Raw genomic sequence first — 23,838 nt, forward strand, 5'->3', positions numbered from 1 at the left:
TCATCATAAATAATACATACAACTCTTTACAATATTAATAATATGAATAAGAACTACTCAGAAAATTTAAAAGCATTTATCTCAGAAAAAAAAGCTGCTACTAAACTTATTAACTCTGTTAGTAATCTGTTATATGAGAAAGGTATTGAACTTGTTTTATTTAGAAGACACTTAATAGATAAAAATGTATCTGATATCTTAAGACTCCATCAATACGCTACAAATTTTGTGCAAAAACCTATAAATATTTTTGATTCTTCTATATTAGCAGAGGGGCTACAGAACATGGATTTAGCTCCTGCAAAAATTGATATTGGAAAACTTACCTTTGAATATTTAGAACAAAAAGCTAGTTTTCATAGTCAGGAAGATTTTTTAGATAAAAAAATTGGATTCATCAAAAAATCTAAAGACAAAAGACAAAACTCTAAAGATGTAGTTCTCTACGGATTTGGGAGAATTGGAAGATTGTGTGCTCGTGAATTAATTAAACAAGCAGGGAAAGGTCAACAATTAAGACTAAAAGGAATAATTCTAAGAAAGATCGATGCTGATTCCTTAAAAAAAAGATGTGCCTTATTAAGGCAAGATTCAGTACATGGAAACTTCTCAAGTTCGATTGAGATAAATTACGAGGATCTTTCAATAATTATAAATGGACAAAAAATTAAATTTTTTGACAATAACTCAATAAATACACTAACTGAACATGGAATTAATGATGCATTACTAATAGACAACACGGGTGTTTTTAAAGATTATGACAGCTTAAAGAATCATTTAAAAATTAAAGGGATAAGTAAAGTATTGCTTACTGCTCCTGGATCAGGTATTCCAAATATAGTATATGGAGTTAATCAAGATGTAATTAATATTGAGCAAGATAAAGTTATATCAGCTGCATCGTGTACAACTAACGCAATTGCACCAATACTAAAAGTTATTAGTGATAATAACAATATCATCAAAGGGCATATTGAAACTATTCATGCTTACACTAATGATCAAAATCTACTTGACAATATGCATAATAAGACAAGGAGAGGAAGATCAGCTGCAATAAACATGGTAATTACATCAACTGGAGCTGGCAAAGCCGTAACCAAAGTAATACCTGTGTTATCGAATAAACTAACTGCTAATGCAATAAGAGTTCCAACTCCAAACGGATCATTAGCAATAATTAATTTAGAAGTAAAACACAATATGAACTTCGATAGTGTAAATGAACTTATTAGAAAAGCTGCGCTAGATGGCCCTCTTGTAAATCAAATTAAATTTTCTATGAATCCGGAACTAGTATCAAGTGATATTATTGGCAACCCTGGTGCAGCAATTTTTGACTCCCCTGCAACAATAGTCTCAAAAGACGGTAAAAATATTATTTTATATATCTGGTATGACAATGAATTTGGATATACAAAACAAGTAATACGACTTGCTAAATATATATCAAAAGTCCGCCGACTTCATTACTACTAGTTAAATAAAGAAATTAATTTTTCTACAGCAAAATCAATATCGCTTAATGAATTATTTCTACTAAAAGAAAAACGAATAACAGGACCGTCCTGTGTTTTGATGTTAGAAATAACATGAGACTGATTTACATTTCCAGAACTACATGCACTTCCACCAGAGCAAGAAACTCCAAGAATATCTAAATTGAAAATTAGTAAATCTCCATAATCTGATTTTGGAAAAGAAAGACTAAGAACAGTGTATAAACTATTATTTAAATCATGGCATGACCCATTAAATGTTATAAATGGAAGTTTATCTGTAATTGAGCTAATCATATGATTTTTTAATTTCTCAATGTGTTTTCTATGCGATGCTAGGTTCCTATATGCAACATCCATAGCCTTTGCCAATCCTACAATACCATACACACATTCAGTTCCTGCCCTCATATCTCTTTCTTGAGAACCACCATGGATTAACGGAGTAATATTGACTTTTTTATTAATATATAAAAAACCGACACCTTTAGGGCCATGTAATTTATGAGCAGAACAAGTTAAAAAATCAATTTTTATCTCTTTTAAATTAAACATATAATGTCCAATAGTCTGAACTGTATCTGAATGAAATAAGGCATCATATTGGTGACATAAATGACTAACAGCTTTAATATCCAATAAATTACCAATTTCATTATTACCATGCATCAAACTCACTAAAGTATTTGAGTTATTTGATAACAAATTTTCTAAGTGGATTAAATCAACAACTCCATCATCATTCAAATCAACGTAATCAACACTTATTTTACCTTTATTTACTAAATGAGCAACAGTATTAATAACAGCAGGGTGTTCTATTTTAGAAGTAATAACATGTTTTATACCAGCATCTCTAACTGCGCCTCTAATGGCCATGTTGTCTGCTTCTGTTCCTCCAGAAGTAAAAAAAATTTCAGATGGATCAGCATTTAATAAATTGGCAATTGATCTTCGTGAAGTTTCAATAGTTGATCTACTTTTTCTACCAAAAATATGAGAAGAAGAAGGGTTTCCATAATCAGTTCTCATGGATAAAGTCATAATATCTAAAACCTCTGCATCTAACTCGGTAGTAGCAGCATTATCTAAATAAACTTTTTTCATGTATTTAGCATATTTATTTCATTAATAATTGTAGATTTTATTTCAAATGCTCTTTCCTTCGTTTTAGACTCAATAATTAACCGAATTAATGGTTCAGTATTGGACATTCTAATATGAGACCAACTTCCACATGCATAATAAATTTTAATACCATCAATTAAGCCATAATTTAAATTATTATTTTGACAAAATTGTACTTTATAATCAATAAAATTGTGAAAATCAAAAGATTTATTTTTATCTAATAAAATTTTGTGTTTAATCATATGGTAAGTGGGAAGCAATGATTTAATTTGTTTAACTGACAAATTAACTTTAGATATATAAGATAAAAAAAGTGCAATCCCAACCAATGCATCCCTACCATAATGAGATGTTGAAAAAATAATTCCACCACTACCCTCTCCGCCTATAATAGATTTTTTTTTCTTCATTAAATCAACAACATTAGCTTCACCTACAGCAGATTCAAAATGAGTAGCATTAAATTCTACTGCAATATCCTTGACAGCTTGAGTAGTAGATAAATTAGATACTACACTACTTCCAGGGTAATTACTAAGTATATGTTTAGCAATTATTACAATAGTATTTTCCTCTCCAAAGAATGACCCATCTTCACAAACTAATACTAGTCTATCTACATCTGGATCAACTGCAATTCCAAAATTAGCTCGAGTATCTTTTACAACTTGTGCAAGTTGAGACAAATTATTTGGCAAAGGTTCTGGTGGATGAGAAAATTTTCCATTTGGAATACAATTTAATTTAATTACCTCAACACCTAATTTATCCAATAAATAAGGAACAAATACACCACCTGAAGAATTAATCCCATCTACAACAACCTTAAAACTTTTAGCTGCAATTCTATTTACATCAACATCAACTAATTTTAAAATAGACTGAATATGTTTATGCATATAATTTATTGAAACAATACTAGCATTATTATCAAATTCCACTTTTAGATCTGTTGACGAATTAAAAACTTCCTCAGCCTGATTTTTTGACAAAAACTCTCCATTATTATTTAAAAATTTCAAACCATTCCAATTAATTGGATTATGACTAGCAGAAACCATTATTCCAGCTATACATTTTTCGGAGACAATAGCTAATTGAACAGAGGGAGTTGTAGTTAAACCTAGGTCGACAACATTAAGACCATAGGAAATTAACAAGTCTTTAATTAAATTACATATGGAATTACCGCTCAATCTACCATCTCTTCCTAAAGCAATAGATTTTTTATTGGATAAATTATTGTTTTTAACCCACATTACAAATTGTTTTATACAATGAGTAATTTCTTTAGTGGATAAACCTTTTGAGTCATTATCATAAATAATCCCTCTTATTCCAGAAATTGATTTAATTAAAGTCATACAATAATTTAACTAAACAAATGTAAATAACTTTTTAACAGAAATGACTACAGAATCTTATCATTTTAATACTTTTGCACTTACTTAACTAACAAAAACTCATATTATGATTGACCTTCCTAATATACCTATAAGACCCGATAAACCCAGACAAAAAGGTTTAACAATGGTTATGGACAAAGGAATTTCAACTCTAGAAGCTGAAGGACTGATGGAAACATGTAGTAGTTATATTGATATAATAAAATTTGGATTTGGCACATCACTAATTAGTAAAAACATTTCTAAAAAAATTAAATTATATAAAAAACATGGCATAAAACTATATTTAGGAGGCACATTATTCGAAGCATATATTGTTAGAAATATGTTTAAAGAATATTGTGATTTAGTAAACAACCTTGAATTAAATACAGTAGAAATTTCTGATGGAAGCATCGAAATGAATCATAATCAAAAATGCGAGTACATTAATAAATTAGCTAATCAAAATATTACTGTTTTTTCTGAGGTAGGATATAAAAGTTCTGACAAGATAATAGCACCTTCAAAATGGATAGAGTTGATGGAAAAAGAATTAAAAGCAGGTTCTTGGAAAGTGATAGCAGAGGCAAGAGAAAGTGGTAATGTAGGCCTTTATAGAAGCAGTGGTGAAGTTCGTTCTGACTTAATTGAAGAAATTTTAACTAAAATACCAAAAGAAAAAATTCTGTGGGAAGCACCTAAAAAACAACAACAAGTATTTTTCATTAAATTACTTGGACCAAATGTGAACCTAGGTAATATTGGAACAAATGATATTATTCCTCTAGAGAGTCTTCGACTAGGACTAAGAGGAGACACCTTTTTTAATTTTATAAAATAGAATGAAAGAGATTACAATAAAAGAACTATTGAAGCTTAAAAAAAATAAAGTTCAGATAATTGATGTTAGAGAAAAATACGAGTATGATAATGGGCATTTAAACTCTACAAATATTCCAATGGAAGACATTCTTAATTATCAAGATAAAATTTCCCGTGAGAAAACTGTAGTAATTTATTGCCAATCAGGCAAGCGAGCAGCAGCAGTAATATACATGCTTAAAAAAGAATTTAATTTTAACAATCTATATAATCTAAGTGGTGGATATTCTGCGTATAATAATTTACACAAACAGAAAAATATAAATTGAAAAGAATTCTACTTCACATATTACAAGGAATGATTATTGGTGTTGCAAATATCATTCCTGGCATTTCTGGATCTACATTGGCTGTTATTTTAGGTATTTATGAAAAGTTAATTGATATTATCACTAAATTTGACATAAGACTTTTGGCTTTAATTAAAGAGCTGAATTTTAATGCAGTACAAAAACATATTTCACTATCTTTTTTACTATCCATATCTCTAGGAATTATTATTAGCTATATGTTCATGGCTAATACATTAGAATATCTTTTTAAAAATTACGAGCATTACACATGGGCATATTTTTTTGGCATAATTAGCATATCTGCGTGGTATGTATCTAAATATGTTAAAAAATGGGGATTAGTAGAATACTTATTAGGACTATTAGGATTTGCAATATCTTTAGGTTTTTTTTTAGCAAACCCAAACATAGGTGAAAATCAAAATCTATTTTTTATTTTTTTATGCGGAAGTATTGGTGTTTTAGGTATGCTCATACCAGGTTTGTCAGGTTCATATTTACTTGTTCTATTAGGAAATTACGAGTTACTAATGTCTAAAATATTCATGATATTTAACCCTATAAACATCAGTAATTATTTTTCCGGAACTAATGTGAATGAATTTATAAATTACGTGAATATATTTATAGTATTCATGTTAGGCCACATATTTAGTATTTTACTATTTAGTAGATCCATTAAATGGTTAATATCCAAACATAAAAATAAAACATTTGCAATCCTAACTGGATTTATAATAGGTTCCCTACTGTGGATATGGCCATGGAAAATGGATGAATCAAACTCACTAACTATACCTAACTTTACAAGCATAAATGATTTGTTTGCCATTTCATTTATCTTTATAGGTATAATAACAATTGTGGTAATTGAGTATTTAGGCAGAAGATATAGAAATGTATAATCTAGGTTTAATTGGCAAAAATATTAGCCATTCTTTTTCAAAAGAATATTTTGAGAAAAAATTTAAAGAAAATAACATAACAAACTTTTCATATTCACTATTTCCATTGAAAACACTCAATCAGATTAATCATTTTATAAAAAATGAAAAAATAGTTGGATTAAATGTAACAAGTCCATACAAAGAAGATATTATAAAACACTTAGATAAATTAGGACCAATAGCTAGTATTACAAAATCTGTCAACACAATTTTTATTACTCCAAAATATAAAAAGATGGGCTTTAATACAGACCTATTTGGCTTCAAAAGTATTTTAGAAAAATTGAATACAAAGAATAAAAAAGCATTAATTCTTGGCTCGGGAGGGGTGTCTAAAACTATATCATATTGTTTAGATTTAGAAAACATAAAACACCTTATAGTTTCTAGATATCCAAAAAATAAAATGCAACATTATTCTGATATTAAAGATGTAATTAATGATTATAAACTTATTATTAACACAACACCACTTGGTCAATTTCCAAAAATTAATAACGCACCAAATATTCCTTATGATTTAATAACGAATAAACATTATTGCATTGACTTGATATATAACCCATCAAAAACTCTATTTTTAAAAAAAGCTAAAACAAAAGGAGCTCAAATAATAAATGGAAAAGAAATGCTTATCAAACAAGCTGAAAAATCCTGGACTCTCTGGCTTAAATTAATGACAAAATATAATGTTTGAACTAAAATCAACATATTCACCAACTGGAGATCAACCAGAAGCCATAAATAAACTTTTAAATGGCTTAAAAAAGAAAATAAAATCACAATGCTTATTAGGTGTAACAGGATCAGGTAAAACTTTTACAATGGCAAATGTTATTGAAAAACATAATACTCCTACTTTAATTCTATGTCATAATAAAACATTAGCTGCACAATTATATGAAGAATTTAAAACATTTTTTCCAAATAATGCAGTTGAATACTTTGTGTCATACTATGATTATTATCAACCTGAAGCCTACCTACCTGCAACTAATACATATATTGAGAAAGATCTTTCAATTAATGAAGAAATTGAAAAATTAAGAATTAGCACTACTACATCTTTACTTTCTGGAAGAAAAGATGTAATTGTTATATCATCTGTCTCTTGCATATACGGATTAGGAAATCCTTCTTTTTTCAAAGAAAAATCAATACAATTAAATAAAAATTTACATTTTTCAAGAAAAAAATTAATTATTTGTTTAATTGATGCATTATATACAAGAACCGAAAATACGATATTACAACACGGAGAATTTAAAGTAGTTGGAGATACAATTATAATTCATCCAAGTAATGCAGATGTACATTATAAAATAATATTTTGGGGGAATGAGATTGAAAAAATTCAACAAATAAATTATTTAAAACAAAAAAAATTAGATTTAGACAATCTAAATATATCACCAGCAAATATCTTTGTCACTTCAAAAAAAAATGTTCAAAATGCAATTCCAAAAATATTAAATGAATTAGAAAAACAATTTAATCATCTAATTAAGAACAAACAAACTCAAGAAGCTGAACGATTAAAATCTAGAGTTCACTATGATATGGAAATGATTAAAGAACTTGGATATTGTAGCGGGATAGAAAACTACTCAAGGTATTTGGATGGAAGACAAGAAAATGAGCGACCATTTTGTCTCATGGATTATTTTTCTGAAAATTTTTTATTAATTATTGACGAGAGCCATGTAACACTTCCTCAAGTAAAAGCAATGCATGGAGGTGACCAATCTAGAAAAAAAACTCTTGTTGAATACGGATTCCGATTACCATCGGCATTAGACAACAGACCTCTAAATTTTAAAGAATTTGAAAATATAAAAACCCAAACTGTATTCCTGAGTGCAACTCCAGGAGATTATGAAATAGAAAAATGTCATGGTGTTATTGTTGAACAACTAATTAGACCCACAGGTCTTTTAGAACCAAGTATTATAATTGAAAAATCTCAAAATCAAATAGACCATCTAATAAATCAAATTAATATCAGAATAAAAAAACAACAAAGAACCTTAGTAACCACATTAACAAAAAAAATGGCCGAAAAATTAAGTGAGTATTTAATTGAAGCAGGAATTAAAACAACGTATATACACTCTGATATCGATACAATTGAGAGAATAGAGATTATGAAAAACTTAAGACAAGGAAATATAGATGTGTTAATAGGTGTAAATTTATTAAGAGAGGGGTTAGATTTACCCGAGGTATCACTAGTAGCTATTTTAGATGCAGATAAAGAAGGTTTCTTAAGATCTAGAAGATCTTTAATACAAACAATTGGAAGAGCTGCACGTCACATTGAAGGAACTAGTATATTATATGCAGACGTTATAACTGATTCCATTAAAGCAACAATTAATGATAACAAACGTAAACTCAAAATACAAAAGCAATACAACCAAACCAACAATATAACTCCTAAACCTTTGGTTAAAAAAATTCTTTCAATGAATAATTTTATATCCAATAAAAAGAAACCAAATGATACTGCAGAACTAGATGAAAAAGCACTTAATAAGATGTCACTCGTCAATTTAAAAAAGAAAGCTAAAGACACAAAAAAACTTATGCATAAAGCTGCAATTGAAATGGATTTTCATGAAGCCGCAAAACAAAGAGATTATCTATTTATTATTGAAAAAAAAATATCTAACTTCTAGCTGAATTATTTGCCTAAAATAAGAGGGAGACCATCGTCAGGCGAACCAACTACTACTACTTTAGAATTATTAGATTCAGCAAGCTTTAAAGTTGCCTCAATTCCTTTATCTCTCAAGATATTATCAGTTAAACTAGCACTTAAAATTCTATTTGCCTTCGCTTTACCTTCTGCTTCAATAATTTGTTTTTGAGCTTCCTTCTCAGCCTGAACTAATTTAAAATCATATTCCAATGAAATCTGTTCTTCTTTCAACTTATTATCAATTGCATCTTGAAGAGTCTTTGGTAGAGTTACATCTCTGATTAATACTGCATCAAGTAAAAGATTTTTTGAAGATAAAGCAATCTTAGTACGTTCATATATTTCATCTTCAATAACTTCCCTTTTTGTAGAATACAATTCCTCGGGTAAATATTCTCCGATAACTTCTCTAGTAACTGATCTAATTTCAGGTATAATTATATTATCATGATAATTAACACCTAAGTCATCATGAACATAACCAACTTTATTATCAACAGGTTTGTATCTGTAAGACAGTTCAGTTCTTATTGTTAATCCATTCTTAGACAAAACCTCCATAATTGACAGGTCTTCTTGAATACGCACATTGTAAATATACTTCTCATTCCATGGAGCAATAAAATGAAATCCCTGATCTTTTACATTTTCTTTATCTAATCCTTTTCCAAATCTGTAAAAAACTACTGCCTTTTGACCTGGACCAACTGTGTATGTTACTCTAGTACCGAATAATAATATAAAAATAGCGGCAAATAATCCAACAATTGCGATAGGGTTTAATTTTTGATTCATAATAATTATTTTTTTAATTGTTCTTCAACTTGTTTTATTTAATAAATCTACAAGCATCAATTGCTAATGAGACTTAAAATATCAAAATACTAAATTGGCACAATGTCAATTTTTAGCTAATTTATATTTATTTTTTTAATTCATTGTCTATAGTATGTGAAAACATAATTAAAAATTAATATATCTTCTTCTAACTGACCATTCTATAAATAATAGTAATAATAATAATAACAATAAAGACTGAAAATTAATTAGGGACTTAAAACTATTTTCAATATAAGTAGAAACCTTAAAATTAGGAGATTGTTGAATATTTTGAAATAAATTATCTAAACTATCAATTGATGTGGCATAGCCGTTATTTAATCGCGCTAAATTATTTAATAGGTCGAAATTAGCAATAGTGTTTTTAGACTCGAAATTAGGCTTTAAAACAATGAAGCTTCCTGTGTCAGTAAAAACTTTATTATTTAATTCTGATTTAGCAATAAAATTATAACTTCCTTCAGATAACAAAACATCTAAATAATATGAACTAGAAAATCGATTAAATTTATAATTATAAGAGTCACCAATTGAATCAATTATTTCTAAATTTAGTTCAGGAAAATTAATTAATTCAAAATTACGATTATAAAATTCTCCTTCAAAAGAAATTCTAGAGTTAGAATACTGAATTGAATTATAATTGATGTGTAATCTTTTTTTGTTATCATCTGACAATAAAGATTGAACAATTTTGCTGATAAAACTATTGAAAAGCAAATTGCTATTATTTAAATATGTATCATTTAATTTTAATCTCCATAAGCCCTCACCTAATAAATAGGCTGATTTTTGTTGATTTTTAGCAAAAAATAAAATAGGTTTATTTGTGTTTATAGATCCTATTTGTTTATTCAGCAATACATCAGTTAAACTATTTACTTCTGGGACTAAAAATGGTACTAAAAGTGATGATGAATATGATAAAAAATCTACTAATGAATCGGATAGATTAAAAGTGGAAAAATTATCATTTAACGCAAAGTTAGAAAATTCAAAATCGAGATTTGAATTATTAAATTTGACTATATTTTGACTTTGATTTAAAAGAGCTAAATCAGAGTTTTTACCAATTATATACCAAACTGGAAAATCATATAAATCAATGCCTTCTACCCCAATTAGTTCGGAAACTTGATGAAGAATGATTAAACTATATCTTTTATAATCATTTATAGAGGGTTGAAAATTCTTGACCCATTCAGTTTCAACTTGATATTGATCAAAACTCTCTAAGCTATGTTTAATTGCTGTTATATCTGGATGATGATTGCCATATAAAATTAATATTTTTTTTCTATCATCCATTATATCAACATGAAAAACATCTTGGTTATTAAATAAATTATATTCGTCTGTATTTGATTCTAAATAAACAGAGTAAGATTTTAAACCAGGGGATTTTGGTGATATAAAAAAATGTATTTTCTCATCGTAACTTGATTTGTCAATAGAAAATTTCTTTATAAATAATGGTTTTTTAAATTCAGAATCTGTATTCTCAAATACTTTAACATGAAACTCTAAACCCTTCATTTGAAGTGCTTGAATATTAATCTCTACAGGGAAACTATTACCTAAATATGACAATTTATTTGTCTTAATTTTTGAAATTAAAAGATCTTTTCTTGCAGTTGTATCTCCGATTAATAATGTATATAAAGGAGCATTGTATTTATTTTTCAAATACAAGGGATTTAAACCTTGATTATAAATACCATCAGATGCTAAAATATATGCACCAACATTTTGATTAGAATAAATTTCTGAAACATGTTCTAAAATATTTGACATGTTTGTCAAGTCTCCTGAAAAATCTAAAAAACCCTTTTTAAAAGATTGATCAAAAGAAAAAACATCAATATCTAGTCTGGAATTTGAAAATAAAGAATCTAAAAAAACTAAATAATCATTTTTAAAATATAATGAATCATCTCCTAATATAATGGAAAAGCTATTATCTTGAAGAAAGACGATCTTGGGAGACTCCTCTACTTTTGTCTCTCTTTTTAATTTAGGATTAAATAGAAATAAAAACAGTAAGAAAAAAATACAAAACCGAACTAAAAATAATAAAGTCCTAATCAAATTTGAAACATTATTCAAACTAGTATGTTTTCTATAAAGCAAAAAACTTAAAAAAAAACTCAAAAAAAAACAACCCAGGAATTCAAATAAGGTTGTGTTTAAAATAATAGAGTTATAAAAAATCATTAAATAGAATTAAGTTACCATTCCTCCACAGACATTAATTACCTGCCCAGTGATATATGAAGATAAATCTGATGCTAAAAATAAAGCTAAATCAGCAACGTCTTTAGAATTGCCTGTTCTTTTTAATGGGATACTCTCTTCCCACCTTTTGATCATCTCTATGTCAAGATTATTGGTCATCTCTGTTTCAATAAATCCTGGTGCAATAACATTGCATCTAATATTTCTAGACCCAAGCTCAAGTGCAATAGACTTAGAAAAACCAATTATTGCAGCCTTAGATGCCGCATAGTTGGATTGACCAGGATTACCTTTCACGCCTACAATAGAACTCAAATTAATAATAGAGCCCTGTCGTGCTTTCAGCATGTTTCTTTGAACACATTTAGTCATATTAAAAACTGAATTCATGTTAACATGCATTACAGAATTAAAGTCGGCATCTGTCATGCGTAATAATAAATTATCCTTAGTAATTCCTGCATTATTTACTAATATATCTATTGAGGAAAATTCTTGTAATATATTTTTGATTAAATCTTCAGTAGAATTGTAATCAGATGCGTCTGACTTGACAGCTTTAATATTTACATTATACTTTTGACATTCTTCAATAACTAAATTAGCTTTATCAATTGACGATACATATGTGAACACTACATTAGCACCATTTTCAGCAAACTTCAAAACAATTGCCTTTCCAATGCCTCTTGATCCACCAGTTACAATTGCGGTTTTGTCTTTTAATATTTTCATGATTTTTCAAGAATTTGTTTCATGGCAATTCCTATATCCGCAGGTGACTCTACAACAGTAATGCCACAGTCTCTCATAATTTGCATTTTAGCTAAAGCGGTATCGTCTTTTCCTCCAACAATTGCACCTGCATGCCCCATTTTTCTACCGGGAGGAGCTGTTTGACCTGCAATAAATCCAACAACTGGTTTGTTACCATTTTCTCTGATCCAATAAGCAGCATCATTTTCCATCTGCCCCCCAATTTCACCAATCAATACAATTCCACTAGTCTCAGAATCATTCATAAACATTTTAACAGCGTCACAAGTATTAGTTCCAATAACTGGATCGCCGCCAATTCCAATACATGTAGATTGACCTAAACCTACTTTAGTTAATTGGTCAACTGCCTCATAAGTTAAAGTTCCTGAACGAGAAACAACACCAATACTTCCTTTTTGATGAATAAATCCAGGCATAATACCTAATTTAATTTCTCCTGGTGTAATAATTCCGGGACAATTTGGACCAATAAGGCGAGATTTTGATTGTTGTAAACATTGTTTAACCTCTATCATATCTTTTGTGGGAATACCCTCCGTGATACATACAATCAATGGAACTTCTGCATTAATAGATTCTATGATAGCAGACTTAGCAAATCTAGGAGGAACAAAAACAATAGAAACATTTGGACTGGTTGATTTAACAGCTTCAGAAACAGAGTCAAAAACTGGTTTATCTAGATGTGTCATTCCACCCTTGCCTGGTGTTACTCCTGCTACAATATTTGTACCATATTTTAGCATCTCAGATGAGTGAAATGTACCTTCACTACCTGTGAAACCTTGGACTAAAACTCTTGAATTTTTATTTATTAAAATACTCATATCATCATTATTGAATAACAAACTTAGAAAATAAATCAACTAATAATAAAATTTTAACTAACAATAATAAATTAAATTTGCTGTAAATTAACTTTTTAAAAATGAACCAAGATACAATTTGTGCTATTTCAACATCAAATGGAAAAGGTGCAATAGCTGTTATACGAATTTCAGGTTTAGAAGCCATCAATATTATCAACAATATTTTGAAACCATACAGTCAAAAAAAAATTTCTCACAAAGAAAAAAAACAAGTTTCAGTAGGAGAGATTATTGTAAATAATAAAGTTGTAGATGAGGTAATTGTAACTTCTTTTACATCTCCAAATTCATATACTGGCGAAAATACTGTAGAAATTTCATGTCATGGATCAAATTATATTCAAGAAAAATTAATTCAAATTCTAATTCAAAATAATTGTCGATTGGCCAAAAGAGGAGAATTTACTTTAAGAGCTTTTTTAAATGAAAAACTAGATTTATCGCAAGCTGAAGGAGTTGCTGAACTAATAGCATCCGAAAATGAAAAAGCACATGAACTAGCCATTAAACAAATGCGAGGAGGATTTTCAAAAGAAATTAAAGAGTTAAGAGAAAAGCTTGTCAAATTTGCTTCACTAATAGAATTGGAGTTAGATTTTAGTCAAGAGGATGTAAAATTCGTTAATAGAAAGGAACTATTATTGTTACTAAATAATATTAAACAAAAAATAAATAAACTAATTGATTCTTTTAAGCTTGGTAATGTGATAAAAAATGGTATTCCAGTTGCAATAGTTGGACATCCAAATTCAGGAAAATCAACTTTACTAAACAAATTATTAAATGAAGAAAGAGCAATTGTATCAGACATTAAAGGTACAACAAGAGATACAATTGAAGAAATCATTAATTTCAAGGGTTACAAATTTAGATTTATTGATACTGCTGGACTCAGATCAACCAAAAATAAAATTGAACAGATTGGTATTTCTAAAACATATGATAAAATAAATGAATCTGCATTTGTTTTATATATGATAGATAGAACAGATTTTAATCAAAGTAAAATTGAGAAAGAAATAATAAAAATTAAAAAAACATTAAACAAAGAAACTACACTCATTATTCTAGTAAATAAATTGGATTTAAATAGCCAGTCAGTAAATTTTATGCAAATTAAGAAGACTCCAGTAATTAATATATCTGCAAAAAAAGGCGATGGCATTCCTAAATTATTTAAAATTATTGAGTCACAAATTGAAAAATGGAATGATTTAAATAATGAATTTATTGTTATCAGTCAAAGGCATTTTGAATCATTAATAAATACAACTCAAGCAATTAAAGATATTGATTCGGGTTTAAAATCAAATATATCTGGTGAATTCCTATCGCTAGATATTAAAAGATCTTTAGAATTTCTAGGAGAGATAACAGGAGAGATTTCCAATGAACATCTTCTTGATTCGATTTTTCAAGATTTTTGCATAGGAAAATAAAAAAAATGTTATTATTGCATCATCGTTGGGGGTGCCAGTTGGCTGAGAACATACCCATAGAACTTGCGGTGGTAATTCATCGAAAGAATTATTAATTTAAAATTTAATACAATGAAAAATATTCCAATTTTCCTTATAATATCTATTAACTTTTTATTTGCTCAAAATAAAATAGACACAGTAATCCAGTTAAGTGAAGTTAATGCAACATTTTTGGCAACACAAAAAAGCCCTATCAATTATCAAAATATTTCATTAGAAAAAATAAAAACCGAATCTATTGGAAAAGAGCCATCAATAACATTAAGTACTACCCCATCAATTACTTATAGTGTTGATGGTGGATATACACAGGGATACTCATATTTCAGACTAAGAGGTCTAGATCAAACAAGAGTAAATATCACAATTGATGGAGTCCCACTTAATGATCCAATGGATCAAGCTTTTTATTTTTCAAATTTCGCTGACTTGCTTAGTTCAATTGATTTGATTCAAATTCAAAGAGGTGCAGGTATTTCTAAAAATGGTAATGCAAGCTATGCTGGTAGCATTGAGTTATTTTCAAAAAAACTAAGTGATCCTCAGAATTTTAATTATAAATTTGGTTTTGGTTCATACAATACTTTTACAACATCAGCTTTTTTCAACTCCGGAATCAAAAACAACAAAGCACTAAACCTAAGAGTATCAACAATATACTCCGACGGATTTAAAAATCATTCTTCTAATAATTCTCATTCATTAAATTTTTCAACCGGTTTTTTTTCTTGATAAATCTATATGGAAATTAAGTTTGCTGGCAGGAAATCAAAAGAATGGTCTTTCTTGGATGTCTGTTCCTGAAGACGAGATCAACTGTTCTAAAACCACTAATGCCAACTCTGAATTTGAAGTAGATGACTTTACCCAGGTTCAAACAAAAATTCAAAATACCTTTATAATAAATAAACATAATTCAGTGAAATCAACAATTTACTTCACACTTGCTGACGGTTGGTGGAATTTTGATTTAGATAATTATTATGGTTATGATTCAGACGGTTCTAATCTAACAAAAAATGAAATTAAATCTGGAATGTTAGGTCTTTTTACAAACTATAAATTCCTAAAAAAGAATTTAAAACTGCACTTTGGAGTTCATGGAAATAGTTATAAGAATAACTTTATTGAAAGGAATACAGACTTAAATTCTGTGAACTATAATGTTGATAGATACAAAAACGAGTTAAGTGCCCACAGCAAAGTTGAAATTAATTTAGGTAAGAAATTTTTATTCTCTTCTGATGTTCAATTAAGAACTACACAGTTCGATTACGATGGAGATGTTATGAAATTTCATGAAATTTCATGGAGTTTTATTAATCCCAAAATGGGTTTAAGTTACATAAGTCAAAACAATGATGTTATTTATGCAAGTTTTGCTTCTACTGGAAGAGAGCCTGCCAAATACGATATGTTTCAAGGAAACGACATATTATCATATGTTGATGGTGCCTTAGACTGGACTACTTATGAGTATATTGGTCCTGAATATGGAAATCAACTTATTTCAAAGAAGGCTGAATTTGTTAATGACTTTGAGTTTGGAATTAGAAAGAAATTCGAAAATTGTAACATGAACTTGAATTTCTTTTTCATGGATTTCAAAAACGAAAGAGTTCTTAGTGGTCAAACTGGCCCAAACGGTCTAGCTCTCAGATCAAGAGTTGACAATAGTATTAGAACAGGTTTTGAATTTTTTAGTCAAATTACATTAATGGATAATTTAATAACTACAAATAACTCATCCTATAACTATAGTTCTGTAAACCAAAATGACATAGAATTTACTCCTATTTTAACTCCTAAAATCATTATCAACCAAGAATTTAGTTATTTGTTTAATAAATTAACTCTTAATCTTTCAGCCAGATATCAAAGTGAATCATATATGAATTTTGAAAATTCTGAAAGTCTAGATGACTATTTTTTGCTAAATGCTAGAATTGACTACAAGAATGGAAACTACACTGCTTCATTATTTTTAAATAATATCACTGATATACATTACTTTAATAATGGAGAGATTAATTCAGAAGGACAAAGAAGTTACTGGGTACAACCACCAAGGAACTTTTTTGTTTCTATAAAATATAATTTGTAATTATTTTCTATACTTTTCTTCAACAATTTCGGCAGAAACAATCCCTGTTGGAACTGCAATGATACCATAACCTAAAATCATAATAAAAGTAGCAATAATCTTACCTAATATTGTAACAGGTACAATATCCCCGTAACCAACAGTGGTAAGGGTAACAATTGACCAATATATACACTCAGGAAGTGTATTGAAACCATTTTGCTGGCCCTCAACAAGATACATCACTGAACCCAAAACTACAGCCAGTAATAAAACAAATAAAACAAATGCTAAAATTTTTGGTCTAGATTTATCTAATGCTATCATCATCATATTGTTACCTGTCATGTATTTTTTAAGTTTAAAAACCCTAAAAACTCTAATTAGTCTAAGAACTCTTATATCTAAAAGCACACCTATTGGTGGATAAAATGTCCTAAGATACGTAGGTATGATTGCAAGAAAATCTATTATTCCCCACCATGAAAAAATATACTTAAAAGGTTTTTTTGACGAGTATATTCTTAACCCATATTCTAAAGTAAATATAATTGTAAAAAACCATTCTAAAACTAATAAAAGATAGCCCCACTTATTCTGTATACTTGGAACACTTTCTAAAATTACTCCAATACAGGATAGCACAATAAAAACTAACAACCACACATCAAAAAGATAAGCATATCGACCATTTGTGGTAAAAATGATATTGTAAATTTTCTTTTTTATTGATTTTGAATTACTCACAACAAAATGGTATTATATTTTCAAATATATAATAATTCTATGAAAAAAAATACATTAAAACATATTGCATATGACAACTTTATTGTCTTATATAATTAAGAATCTCATTTGATGACCTTTTATTTTATCTCTTTAAAATAATATATAATATCAGTAAGATATTAAACTTAAAGTTTAAAATTCACTAAGAGAGCTCTATGATCAGATTCATAATTTGGCATTACAATATCTGAAAAATTATCAGGACCAATTAAAAAAACCGACTCAACAGTAATAGAATTATTATGATAAATAAAGTCAATTCTATCATGAACCTCGTCAAGATTAACTATAGGAGTCCAAGTATAACCTGGATAATCAATAGGATTAGTATATGCAGATCTGTAAGCATCAAGCAAATTTGAATTAATCATTTTATTAGATGCAGGCCAATCAACGGTAAACTGACCTTGATTACTAATTTGAAATTTAATTGCATTTTCACTTCCTTCAATCCAATCTAAATGCGATGGTTCATTAAAGTCACCCGTAACTATAATAGGCATATTATCATTAATTTGATTTATATGAAACAATAAGTTGTCAACATATAAGCCTCTAGATTGCTCTGCTTGATGAATTGCCTGTGACTCTGTTGTAATCAAAGTATCTCTTATATCATAGGGCTGATAAGGATGTGATGGAAAATGAATATTAAAAAAATGAACATATTGATTTTCATTTAATCTAATTTTAACATACATTTCATTCATAACTTCTACTGGATACTTTGATAAGATGGAAGTACTTTTATCATCGTTACCGTAAAAACAATAATTAAAACGATCGGCAATTTGTTTACCAATTTCATAGGACTCTTGTAAACCGATTAGATCAGGCTGTGTTTTATCAATAACTAGTGACACACTATTCAAAGAAGTTCTATCTAATCTGTTAAAAGATAAGACAGATAAATTAGTTGTATCAATTAGATTATTACCACAAAGTTCAATGTAAACCTTGTCATCATCAAATTCTGAACTTTTACAAGCAAACAAGATTAATAATACGGTGACTAAAGAAAAATACGACAATCTATACATACTAACTAAATTAATTAATAATGATTAAATTTGAAAAAGAATAACATGAAACCTACTAGAAAACTATTCCTTAAATCTATAATCCTAAAATTAGTTAATAAAATTATATTTAATCGTTTAATAAATCTAAAACAATTTATTGTAAGTGATTATTAACATATTTACGCCATCTATTTATAATATTTTTTAAATCTGATGGCAAATCAGTATTAAAAGAAACAATTTTTCCACTTTTAGGATGCTTAAGTGATAAACTAATTGCATGTAAAGCTTGGCGAGGCAAAATTTTAAAACAATTTTGCACAAATTGTTTATATTTTGAAAAAGTTGTCCCCCTTAAAATTTTATCTCCTCCATATTCATTATCGTTAAATAATGGATGGCCAATATGCTTCATATGAACTCTAATTTGATGAGTTCTACCTGTTTCTAAATAACATTTCACTAAAGTAACATATCTAAATCTCTCAAGTACTTCATAATGTGTAACCGCATGTTTTCCTTCACTAGAATCTTTGAATACAGTCATAATCTTACGATTTTTTTTATTTCTACCGATATTACCAGTAATAGTACCTTTATCTTCTTTAACATCTCCCCAAACTAAAGCAACATAAGTTCTTTTAATTGTTCTACTAACGAATTGTTCTGAGAGAAAAGTGAGTGCATGTTCAGTTCTAGCTATTACAATAAGACCAGTAGTATTTTTATCCAACCTATGAACTAATCCTGGCCTTTGAGTATCTGAATTAGCCTTTATATCTTTAAATCTATATAAAATGGCATGAACAAGTGTACCTGTATAATGTCCATAACTTGGGTGTACAACCATATTACTAGGTTTATTGATAATAACAATTTCACTATCTTCAAAAACAACGTCTAATGGAATATTTTCCGGAATAATTTCTTTATTATAAGGCTCGTAGCTAAAACGAATACTAATTTTATCATTTGGTTTTACCTTATAATTTGATTTCACTGGCAAATCATTACAAAAAACATTACCACTAGAAATAGACTTTTGAATTTTGGTTCTTGTAGTATTAGATAATCTAAGCAGTAAAAATTTATCAATTCGTATTAAATCATGATTTTTTTCAACTTCGAACAAATGATGTTCATACATTTTATTATCTGATATTTTATCTCCCTTTAACATAAGAAGCTATTCATGAATTATCGAATCATTTGACCAAACAGAAACAAATGAACCTAAAGTTAATTTCTCATTGAATTCAGGGACTTGTTTATATACAATACTAGATAGGCTATCATTAACTTCTAAATTAACAGAACCCACATTAAGTGAGAAATTATTCAATTTTTGTTTAACATCTTTAAGACTAAGTCCAATTAAATTCGGCACAAGAACTTCTGTCTCAAAACCGTTACCTAAATACAAATCAATAATTGAAAATTTTGGCAAACTATCTCTATTAGAGATCTTCTGATCATTATATTTAGCGAAAATAAGCACGTCCTTTGCAAAGTGATCAATGTAATATAAATTACCAACTATCAAAGCATTATTTTCTAATAAGTTAATAGACTGACGTAAAGATTTATTAGTAAGTTCTGGGAATGATATAAAATGAACAGCCGTAGGATTAGTTGTAATATATATTTTTCTTCCAGGCTTAACTTCAGATCCTAATTTTGGACTGTGAGACAATACTGCCCCCCTGGAATAAGTAGGATTATAAGCAGCTGAATCAATAATTACGAACCTAAGTCCATATTCTAAAATTGTATCTTCAACCTGTAAAATATCAAGTCCAATTAAATCAGGAACGGTAATAATTTTATGATGTAAAGTGTACTTTTTAAGACCAAAATCAACTACTTTAAAAAAACAAAGTGTAAAAAAAATTGAAATCAATAATAAAAAAAATTGAAATTTAAAATTTAATTTCATTAGCAGATAATTTCAACAAAGATATTGATTCTATCGAGGAATAAACAAAAATTTAAAAAACAAATTTTATATTTAATAAGTAATTCAAAGAATACTGAATGCAAAATATAGCAATTCTTATGGGTGGCACATCTAAGGAAAGAGAAATTTCTCTACAAAGTGCACGAACAATCAATAAATATATAGATAAAAAAAAATATGCTGCATTTATGGTATTATGTATTAATGATAATGAATTCCAAGTAATTATAAATTCTAAGAATTTTTTAGTAGATACAAGTAACTTTTCATTTCAATTAAATAATAAAAGGGTTGTTTTCCACAAAGTATTTATGATGATTCATGGAGACCCTGGAGAAAATGGAAAATTATCAAAATATTTTGATACTAAAAAAATACCCTACACTTGTTCTAGTCAATCTGCATCTAAATTAACATTCGACAAATTTAATTGTAATAAGTATTTACAATCATTAGGTTACCATGTCCCTAGTGCTAAAATATATAACTCAAAAATTAAATTAAATTACCCATGTATAGTCAAACCTAGTTGTGGTGGTTCTAGTTTTGGAGTTTCAAAAATATACAACGCAAAAGAACTACCTGACGCTTTAGAAAAAGCCAAAGAACATGATAATGATATAATTATTGAAGAATTTATAGAGGGTCGTGAAATAACATGTGCTGCATATAAATCTCATTCACAAATTGTTTGTCTCCCTTTGACGGAAATTATAAGTCAAAATGATATATTTGACTATGAAGCGAAATATAATGGTAAATCAATTGAAAAAACGCCTGCTGAGATTCCTAATGTCACAAAGAATAAAATAATTGCAATCAGTAAGAACTTGTATAAAGATTTAAATTTAAAAGGTATTATTCGTGTTGACTTTATTGTTAAAAGTCAAAAACCATATATTATTGAAGTTAATACTGTTCCAGGTTTTTCTGAAAAAAGTATTGTTCCTCAAATGTTAAAATGTGCTAATATCAATATTACCGATTTTATCACTCAACAAATAGAAAGCATATAACTATCTAGACTTTATATAATTTACTAACAGTTGTACGGCTTTGAATCTATGACTGATTTTATTCTTTTCTACCAAATTCATTTGTGCAAATGTTTTACTTTGACCATTTGGAATAAATACTGCATCATAACCAAAACCATTTAGACCAAGTGGTTTATTAGAAATGGTTCCATGACAAATACCTTCAAAAAACAATTCCTTAAGTTTAGTTTTTAAACAAATCACAGTTCGAAATTTGGCTTTCCTATTAGAAAATTTATTCATTTTTTTTAATAATTTCTCAATATTCAATTTAGAGTCACCATGTACACCTGCATATCTAGCTGAAAACACTCCTGGTTCACCAAATAAACAATCAACTTCAAGACCAGTGTCATCAGAAATAGTATCAATATTATATTTATTATAAATTGTTTTAGATTTAATCAATGCATTCTGCTCTAAAGATAATCCAGTTTCATCAATTTCATCAAAATAACCAATATCAGATAAACTAAGTAAATTAACCGTATTTAATTGAGAAGATATTTCAAGAATTTTATTGTTATTAGATGTTGCTAATATGTATTTATTCATGGTGATAAGGATGATTATTTAAAATTGTGAGTGAACGATAAGTTTGTTCAACCAACAATAAGCGAGCAATTAAATGAGGTAATGTCATTTCTGATAATGAAATTATAAAATTAGATTTTTTAACAATATCTTTAGGAACACCATAAGAAGCTCCTATCAACAAAAAAATTGTATTTGATTCACTTAATACTTTATTTAAAAAAACAGAGTACTTATAACTAGACATGCGAATACCTCTTTCATCTAAAACAACTAAACAATCTCTAGATTTTATTAAAGAAAAAATTTTATCTTCCAATTTTAAATTATTTTTCTCATTTAAAAATATAAAATCTGATTTAACAAAACTATTCAATCTTTTAAGATACTTGTTCATGAGCAAATCGTAAGACTGTATTTTTTTTTTACCTAAAAATATAAACCTGAGTTTCATGATATCGTATAAAATAATTTATTAATTTGTACAATAGTAAATATAACCATATCAATGGAAAAATTAATTAAAGATTTTATTAAAAAATCTCTCAAAGAGGACATAGGAAAAGGAGATCTAACATCTAATGCCTGTATTAAAAAAGAAGCAATTGGAGAAGCAAAATTAATAACAAAAGAATCTTGCTATATTTCTGGTATAAACCTAGCCAAAAAAATATACTCATTTTACGATAAAAAATTGATATTTTCCCCCAATATCCAAGATGGAGAATTTGCAAAAAAAAATGAAGTCGTATTTAAAATATATGGAAATAAACGTGCAATTTTAGCAACTGAAAGATTAATTCTTAATTGTATGCAACGAATGAGTAGCATTACAACTAAAACAAAAAAATTTGTAAAAGAAGTAGAAAACCATAATGTGAAAATACTTGATACAAGAAAGACCTGTCCTTCTATTCGTTTTTTAGATAAAGAAGCCGTGAAATTAGGTGGTGGATATAATCACAGATTTGGTCTGTTTGATGTCATGATGATAAAAGACAATCATATTGATTTTGCTGGTGGGATAGAAAATGCTATCAAAAAATGTCAAACATTAAATAAAAAAAATAATAAAAAAATTCCAATCATTGTTGAGGTTAGAAATATGGATGAGTTAAATAAAGTTCTAAGCATTGGTGGCATCAACAGGATTCTTCTTGATAACTTTTCAATACAAATGACAAAATCTGCAGTAAAAAAAGTCAACAAAACCATTCCATTAGAAACATCTGGTAATATAAATATTAAAAATGTAAAAAAATATGCTAAATGTGGCGTTAATTTTATTTCAATCGGTGATTTAACTCACTCTGTTAAAAGTGTTGACTTAAGTATGTTAAGCACATAAAAATTAATACAGTACTCAT

23 protein-coding genes are annotated in these 23,838 nt (G+C 27.9%); 11 read left to right on the forward strand and 12 right to left on the reverse strand.

Annotated features, from left to right (window positions below; all coding sequences use genetic code 11):
* The first annotated feature begins 42 nt into the window (after positions 1–42).
* Positions 43–1,482, forward strand: coding sequence for a glyceraldehyde-3-phosphate dehydrogenase (locus CBD51_004165; protein ID RPG58815.1), 1,440 nt, complete (start codon positions 43–45; stop codon positions 1,480–1,482).
* On the opposite strand, the gene CBD51_004170 is transcribed toward CBD51_004165, so the two are convergent.
* Positions 1,479–2,609 carry a cysteine desulfurase gene (locus tag CBD51_004170; GenBank protein ID RPG58816.1) on the reverse strand — a complete coding sequence of 377 codons (1,131 nt, stop codon included), beginning with the start codon at positions 2,607–2,609 and terminating at the stop codon, positions 1,479–1,481. The two genes, CBD51_004165 and CBD51_004170, sit on opposite strands and share 4 nt — an antisense overlap.
* A complete protein-coding gene (locus CBD51_004175) occupies positions 2,606–3,997 on the reverse strand; it encodes a phosphoglucosamine mutase (protein RPG58817.1) in 1,392 nt (463 codons plus the stop codon). The genes CBD51_004170 and CBD51_004175 overlap by 4 nt, the downstream gene beginning before the upstream one ends.
* 106 nt (positions 3,998–4,103) lie before the next feature.
* Between CBD51_004175 and CBD51_004180 the strand changes: the two genes are divergently transcribed.
* From CBD51_004180 to uvrB, 5 genes are read left to right on the forward strand one after another with little or no spacing between them, the layout of a single operon-like run.
* Positions 4,104–4,862, forward strand: coding sequence for a phosphosulfolactate synthase (locus CBD51_004180; GenBank protein RPG58818.1), 759 nt, complete (start codon positions 4,104–4,106; stop codon positions 4,860–4,862).
* Between the two features lies 1 nt (position 4,863).
* Complete coding sequence (locus CBD51_004185; GenBank protein ID RPG58819.1) at positions 4,864–5,172, forward strand: rhodanese-like domain-containing protein; 309 nt, start codon at positions 4,864–4,866, stop codon at positions 5,170–5,172.
* Positions 5,169–6,101 carry a DUF368 domain-containing protein gene (locus tag CBD51_004190; GenBank protein ID RPG58820.1) on the forward strand — a complete coding sequence of 311 codons (933 nt, stop codon included), beginning with the start codon at positions 5,169–5,171 and terminating at the stop codon, positions 6,099–6,101. Before CBD51_004185 ends, CBD51_004190 begins: the two co-directional genes overlap by 4 nt.
* Complete coding sequence (gene aroE / locus CBD51_004195; GenBank protein RPG58821.1) at positions 6,094–6,840, forward strand: shikimate dehydrogenase; 747 nt, start codon at positions 6,094–6,096, stop codon at positions 6,838–6,840. Before CBD51_004190 ends, aroE begins: the two co-directional genes overlap by 8 nt.
* Positions 6,830–8,821: an excinuclease ABC subunit UvrB gene (uvrB, locus tag CBD51_004200; protein ID RPG58822.1), complete on the forward strand. Its 1,992-nt coding sequence runs from the start codon at positions 6,830–6,832 to the stop codon at positions 8,819–8,821. Before aroE ends, uvrB begins: the two co-directional genes overlap by 11 nt.
* A gap of 5 nt (positions 8,822–8,826) precedes the next feature.
* On the opposite strand, the gene CBD51_004205 is transcribed toward uvrB, so the two are convergent.
* The 4 genes from CBD51_004205 to sucD form a co-directional block, all read right to left on the reverse strand.
* Positions 8,827–9,639, reverse strand: coding sequence for a prohibitin family protein (locus CBD51_004205; protein ID RPG58823.1), 813 nt, complete (start codon positions 9,637–9,639; stop codon positions 8,827–8,829).
* Positions 9,640–9,807: 168 nt separating this feature from the next.
* Positions 9,808–11,898, reverse strand: coding sequence for a hypothetical protein (locus CBD51_004210; GenBank protein ID RPG58824.1), 2,091 nt, complete (start codon positions 11,896–11,898; stop codon positions 9,808–9,810).
* Positions 11,899–11,907: 9 nt separating this feature from the next.
* The gene (gene fabG / locus CBD51_004215; protein RPG58825.1) at positions 11,908–12,654 is read right to left on the reverse strand and encodes a 3-oxoacyl-[acyl-carrier-protein] reductase; all 747 of its coding nucleotides are present in this window, start codon (positions 12,652–12,654) and stop codon (positions 11,908–11,910) included.
* Positions 12,651–13,526, reverse strand: coding sequence for a succinate--CoA ligase subunit alpha (gene sucD, locus CBD51_004220; GenBank protein RPG58826.1), 876 nt, complete (start codon positions 13,524–13,526; stop codon positions 12,651–12,653). Before sucD ends, fabG begins: the two co-directional genes overlap by 4 nt.
* 101 nt (positions 13,527–13,627) lie before the next feature.
* Here sucD and mnmE point away from each other — a divergent pair, with 101 nt between their 5' ends.
* The 3 genes from mnmE to CBD51_004235 all read left to right on the forward strand — a co-directional run bounded on the left by mnmE (position 13,628) and on the right by CBD51_004235 (position 17,153).
* Positions 13,628–15,007 carry a tRNA uridine-5-carboxymethylaminomethyl(34) synthesis GTPase MnmE gene (gene mnmE, locus CBD51_004225; GenBank protein ID RPG58827.1) on the forward strand — a complete coding sequence of 460 codons (1,380 nt, stop codon included), beginning with the start codon at positions 13,628–13,630 and terminating at the stop codon, positions 15,005–15,007.
* 111 nt (positions 15,008–15,118) lie between these two features.
* Positions 15,119–15,781 (forward strand): hypothetical protein, encoded by a 663-nt coding sequence (locus CBD51_004230; GenBank protein ID RPG58828.1) that lies wholly within the window; start codon positions 15,119–15,121, stop codon positions 15,779–15,781.
* Positions 15,782–15,803: 22 nt separating this feature from the next.
* Positions 15,804–17,153: a hypothetical protein gene (locus CBD51_004235; protein ID RPG58829.1), complete on the forward strand. Its 1,350-nt coding sequence runs from the start codon at positions 15,804–15,806 to the stop codon at positions 17,151–17,153.
* On the opposite strand, the gene CBD51_004240 is transcribed toward CBD51_004235, so the two are convergent.
* The 4 genes from CBD51_004240 to CBD51_004255 form a co-directional block, all read right to left on the reverse strand.
* Complete coding sequence (locus tag CBD51_004240; protein RPG58830.1) at positions 17,154–17,879, reverse strand: ion transporter; 726 nt, start codon at positions 17,877–17,879, stop codon at positions 17,154–17,156.
* 167 nt (positions 17,880–18,046) lie between these two features.
* A complete protein-coding gene (locus tag CBD51_004245) occupies positions 18,047–18,961 on the reverse strand; it encodes a hypothetical protein (GenBank protein RPG58831.1) in 915 nt (304 codons plus the stop codon).
* A gap of 136 nt (positions 18,962–19,097) precedes the next feature.
* Positions 19,098–20,123: an RluA family pseudouridine synthase gene (locus CBD51_004250; GenBank protein ID RPG58832.1), complete on the reverse strand. Its 1,026-nt coding sequence runs from the start codon at positions 20,121–20,123 to the stop codon at positions 19,098–19,100.
* A gap of 6 nt (positions 20,124–20,129) precedes the next feature.
* Positions 20,130–20,879, reverse strand: coding sequence for a PASTA domain-containing protein (locus CBD51_004255; protein ID RPG58833.1), 750 nt, complete (start codon positions 20,877–20,879; stop codon positions 20,130–20,132).
* Between the two features lie 98 nt (positions 20,880–20,977).
* Between CBD51_004255 and CBD51_004260 the strand changes: the two genes are divergently transcribed.
* The gene (locus CBD51_004260) at positions 20,978–21,916 is read left to right on the forward strand and encodes a D-alanine--D-alanine ligase (protein ID RPG58834.1); all 939 of its coding nucleotides are present in this window, start codon (positions 20,978–20,980) and stop codon (positions 21,914–21,916) included.
* Here CBD51_004260 and rdgB read toward each other — a convergent pair whose 3' ends face one another.
* Positions 21,917–22,492 (reverse strand): RdgB/HAM1 family non-canonical purine NTP pyrophosphatase, encoded by a 576-nt coding sequence (rdgB, locus tag CBD51_004265; protein RPG58835.1) that lies wholly within the window; start codon positions 22,490–22,492, stop codon positions 21,917–21,919.
* A complete protein-coding gene (locus CBD51_004270) occupies positions 22,485–22,925 on the reverse strand; it encodes a 23S rRNA (pseudouridine(1915)-N(3))-methyltransferase RlmH (protein RPG58836.1) in 441 nt (146 codons plus the stop codon). The genes rdgB and CBD51_004270 overlap by 8 nt, the downstream gene beginning before the upstream one ends.
* A 54-nt stretch (positions 22,926–22,979) precedes the next feature.
* Between CBD51_004270 and nadC the strand changes: the two genes are divergently transcribed.
* Positions 22,980–23,819: a carboxylating nicotinate-nucleotide diphosphorylase gene (gene nadC / locus CBD51_004275; protein RPG58837.1), complete on the forward strand. Its 840-nt coding sequence runs from the start codon at positions 22,980–22,982 to the stop codon at positions 23,817–23,819.
* The last annotated feature ends 19 nt before the right edge of the window (positions 23,820–23,838 follow it).

This window comes from Flavobacteriales bacterium TMED191, from assembly GCA_002171975.2.
Taxonomy (GTDB): domain Bacteria; phylum Bacteroidota; class Bacteroidia; order Flavobacteriales; family TMED113.

What these genes read in the sequence shown, in the direction of transcription:
- fabG (RPG58825.1), bottom strand. Translation starts at nt 12,654, where the DNA reads ATGAAAATATTAAAAGACAAAACCGCAATTGTAACTGGTGGATCAAGA.
- sucD (RPG58826.1), bottom strand. Translation starts at nt 13,526, where the DNA reads ATGAGTATTTTAATAAATAAAAATTCAAGAGTTTTAGTCCAAGGTTTC.
- mnmE (RPG58827.1), top strand. Translation starts at nt 13,628, where the DNA reads ATGAACCAAGATACAATTTGTGCTATTTCAACATCAAATGGAAAAGGT.
- CBD51_004165 (RPG58815.1), top strand. Translation starts at nt 43, where the DNA reads ATGAATAAGAACTACTCAGAAAATTTAAAAGCATTTATCTCAGAAAAA.
- CBD51_004210 (RPG58824.1), bottom strand. Translation starts at nt 11,898, where the DNA reads ATGATTTTTTATAACTCTATTATTTTAAACACAACCTTATTTGAATTC.
- CBD51_004270 (RPG58836.1), bottom strand. Translation starts at nt 22,925, where the DNA reads ATGAAACTCAGGTTTATATTTTTAGGTAAAAAAAAAATACAGTCTTAC.
- CBD51_004170 (RPG58816.1), bottom strand. Translation starts at nt 2,609, where the DNA reads ATGAAAAAAGTTTATTTAGATAATGCTGCTACTACCGAGTTAGATGCA.
- CBD51_004230 (RPG58828.1), top strand. Translation starts at nt 15,119, where the DNA reads ATGAAAAATATTCCAATTTTCCTTATAATATCTATTAACTTTTTATTT.
- CBD51_004255 (RPG58833.1), bottom strand. Translation starts at nt 20,879, where the DNA reads ATGAAATTAAATTTTAAATTTCAATTTTTTTTATTATTGATTTCAATT.
- aroE (RPG58821.1), top strand. Translation starts at nt 6,094, where the DNA reads ATGTATAATCTAGGTTTAATTGGCAAAAATATTAGCCATTCTTTTTCA.
- rdgB (RPG58835.1), bottom strand. Translation starts at nt 22,492, where the DNA reads ATGAATAAATACATATTAGCAACATCTAATAACAATAAAATTCTTGAA.
- CBD51_004245 (RPG58831.1), bottom strand. Translation starts at nt 18,961, where the DNA reads ATGTATAGATTGTCGTATTTTTCTTTAGTCACCGTATTATTAATCTTG.
- CBD51_004205 (RPG58823.1), bottom strand. Translation starts at nt 9,639, where the DNA reads ATGAATCAAAAATTAAACCCTATCGCAATTGTTGGATTATTTGCCGCT.
- CBD51_004185 (RPG58819.1), top strand. Translation starts at nt 4,864, where the DNA reads ATGAAAGAGATTACAATAAAAGAACTATTGAAGCTTAAAAAAAATAAA.
- nadC (RPG58837.1), top strand. Translation starts at nt 22,980, where the DNA reads ATGGAAAAATTAATTAAAGATTTTATTAAAAAATCTCTCAAAGAGGAC.
- CBD51_004175 (RPG58817.1), bottom strand. Translation starts at nt 3,997, where the DNA reads ATGACTTTAATTAAATCAATTTCTGGAATAAGAGGGATTATTTATGAT.
- CBD51_004250 (RPG58832.1), bottom strand. Translation starts at nt 20,123, where the DNA reads ATGTTAAAGGGAGATAAAATATCAGATAATAAAATGTATGAACATCAT.
- CBD51_004180 (RPG58818.1), top strand. Translation starts at nt 4,104, where the DNA reads ATGATTGACCTTCCTAATATACCTATAAGACCCGATAAACCCAGACAA.
- CBD51_004260 (RPG58834.1), top strand. Translation starts at nt 20,978, where the DNA reads ATGCAAAATATAGCAATTCTTATGGGTGGCACATCTAAGGAAAGAGAA.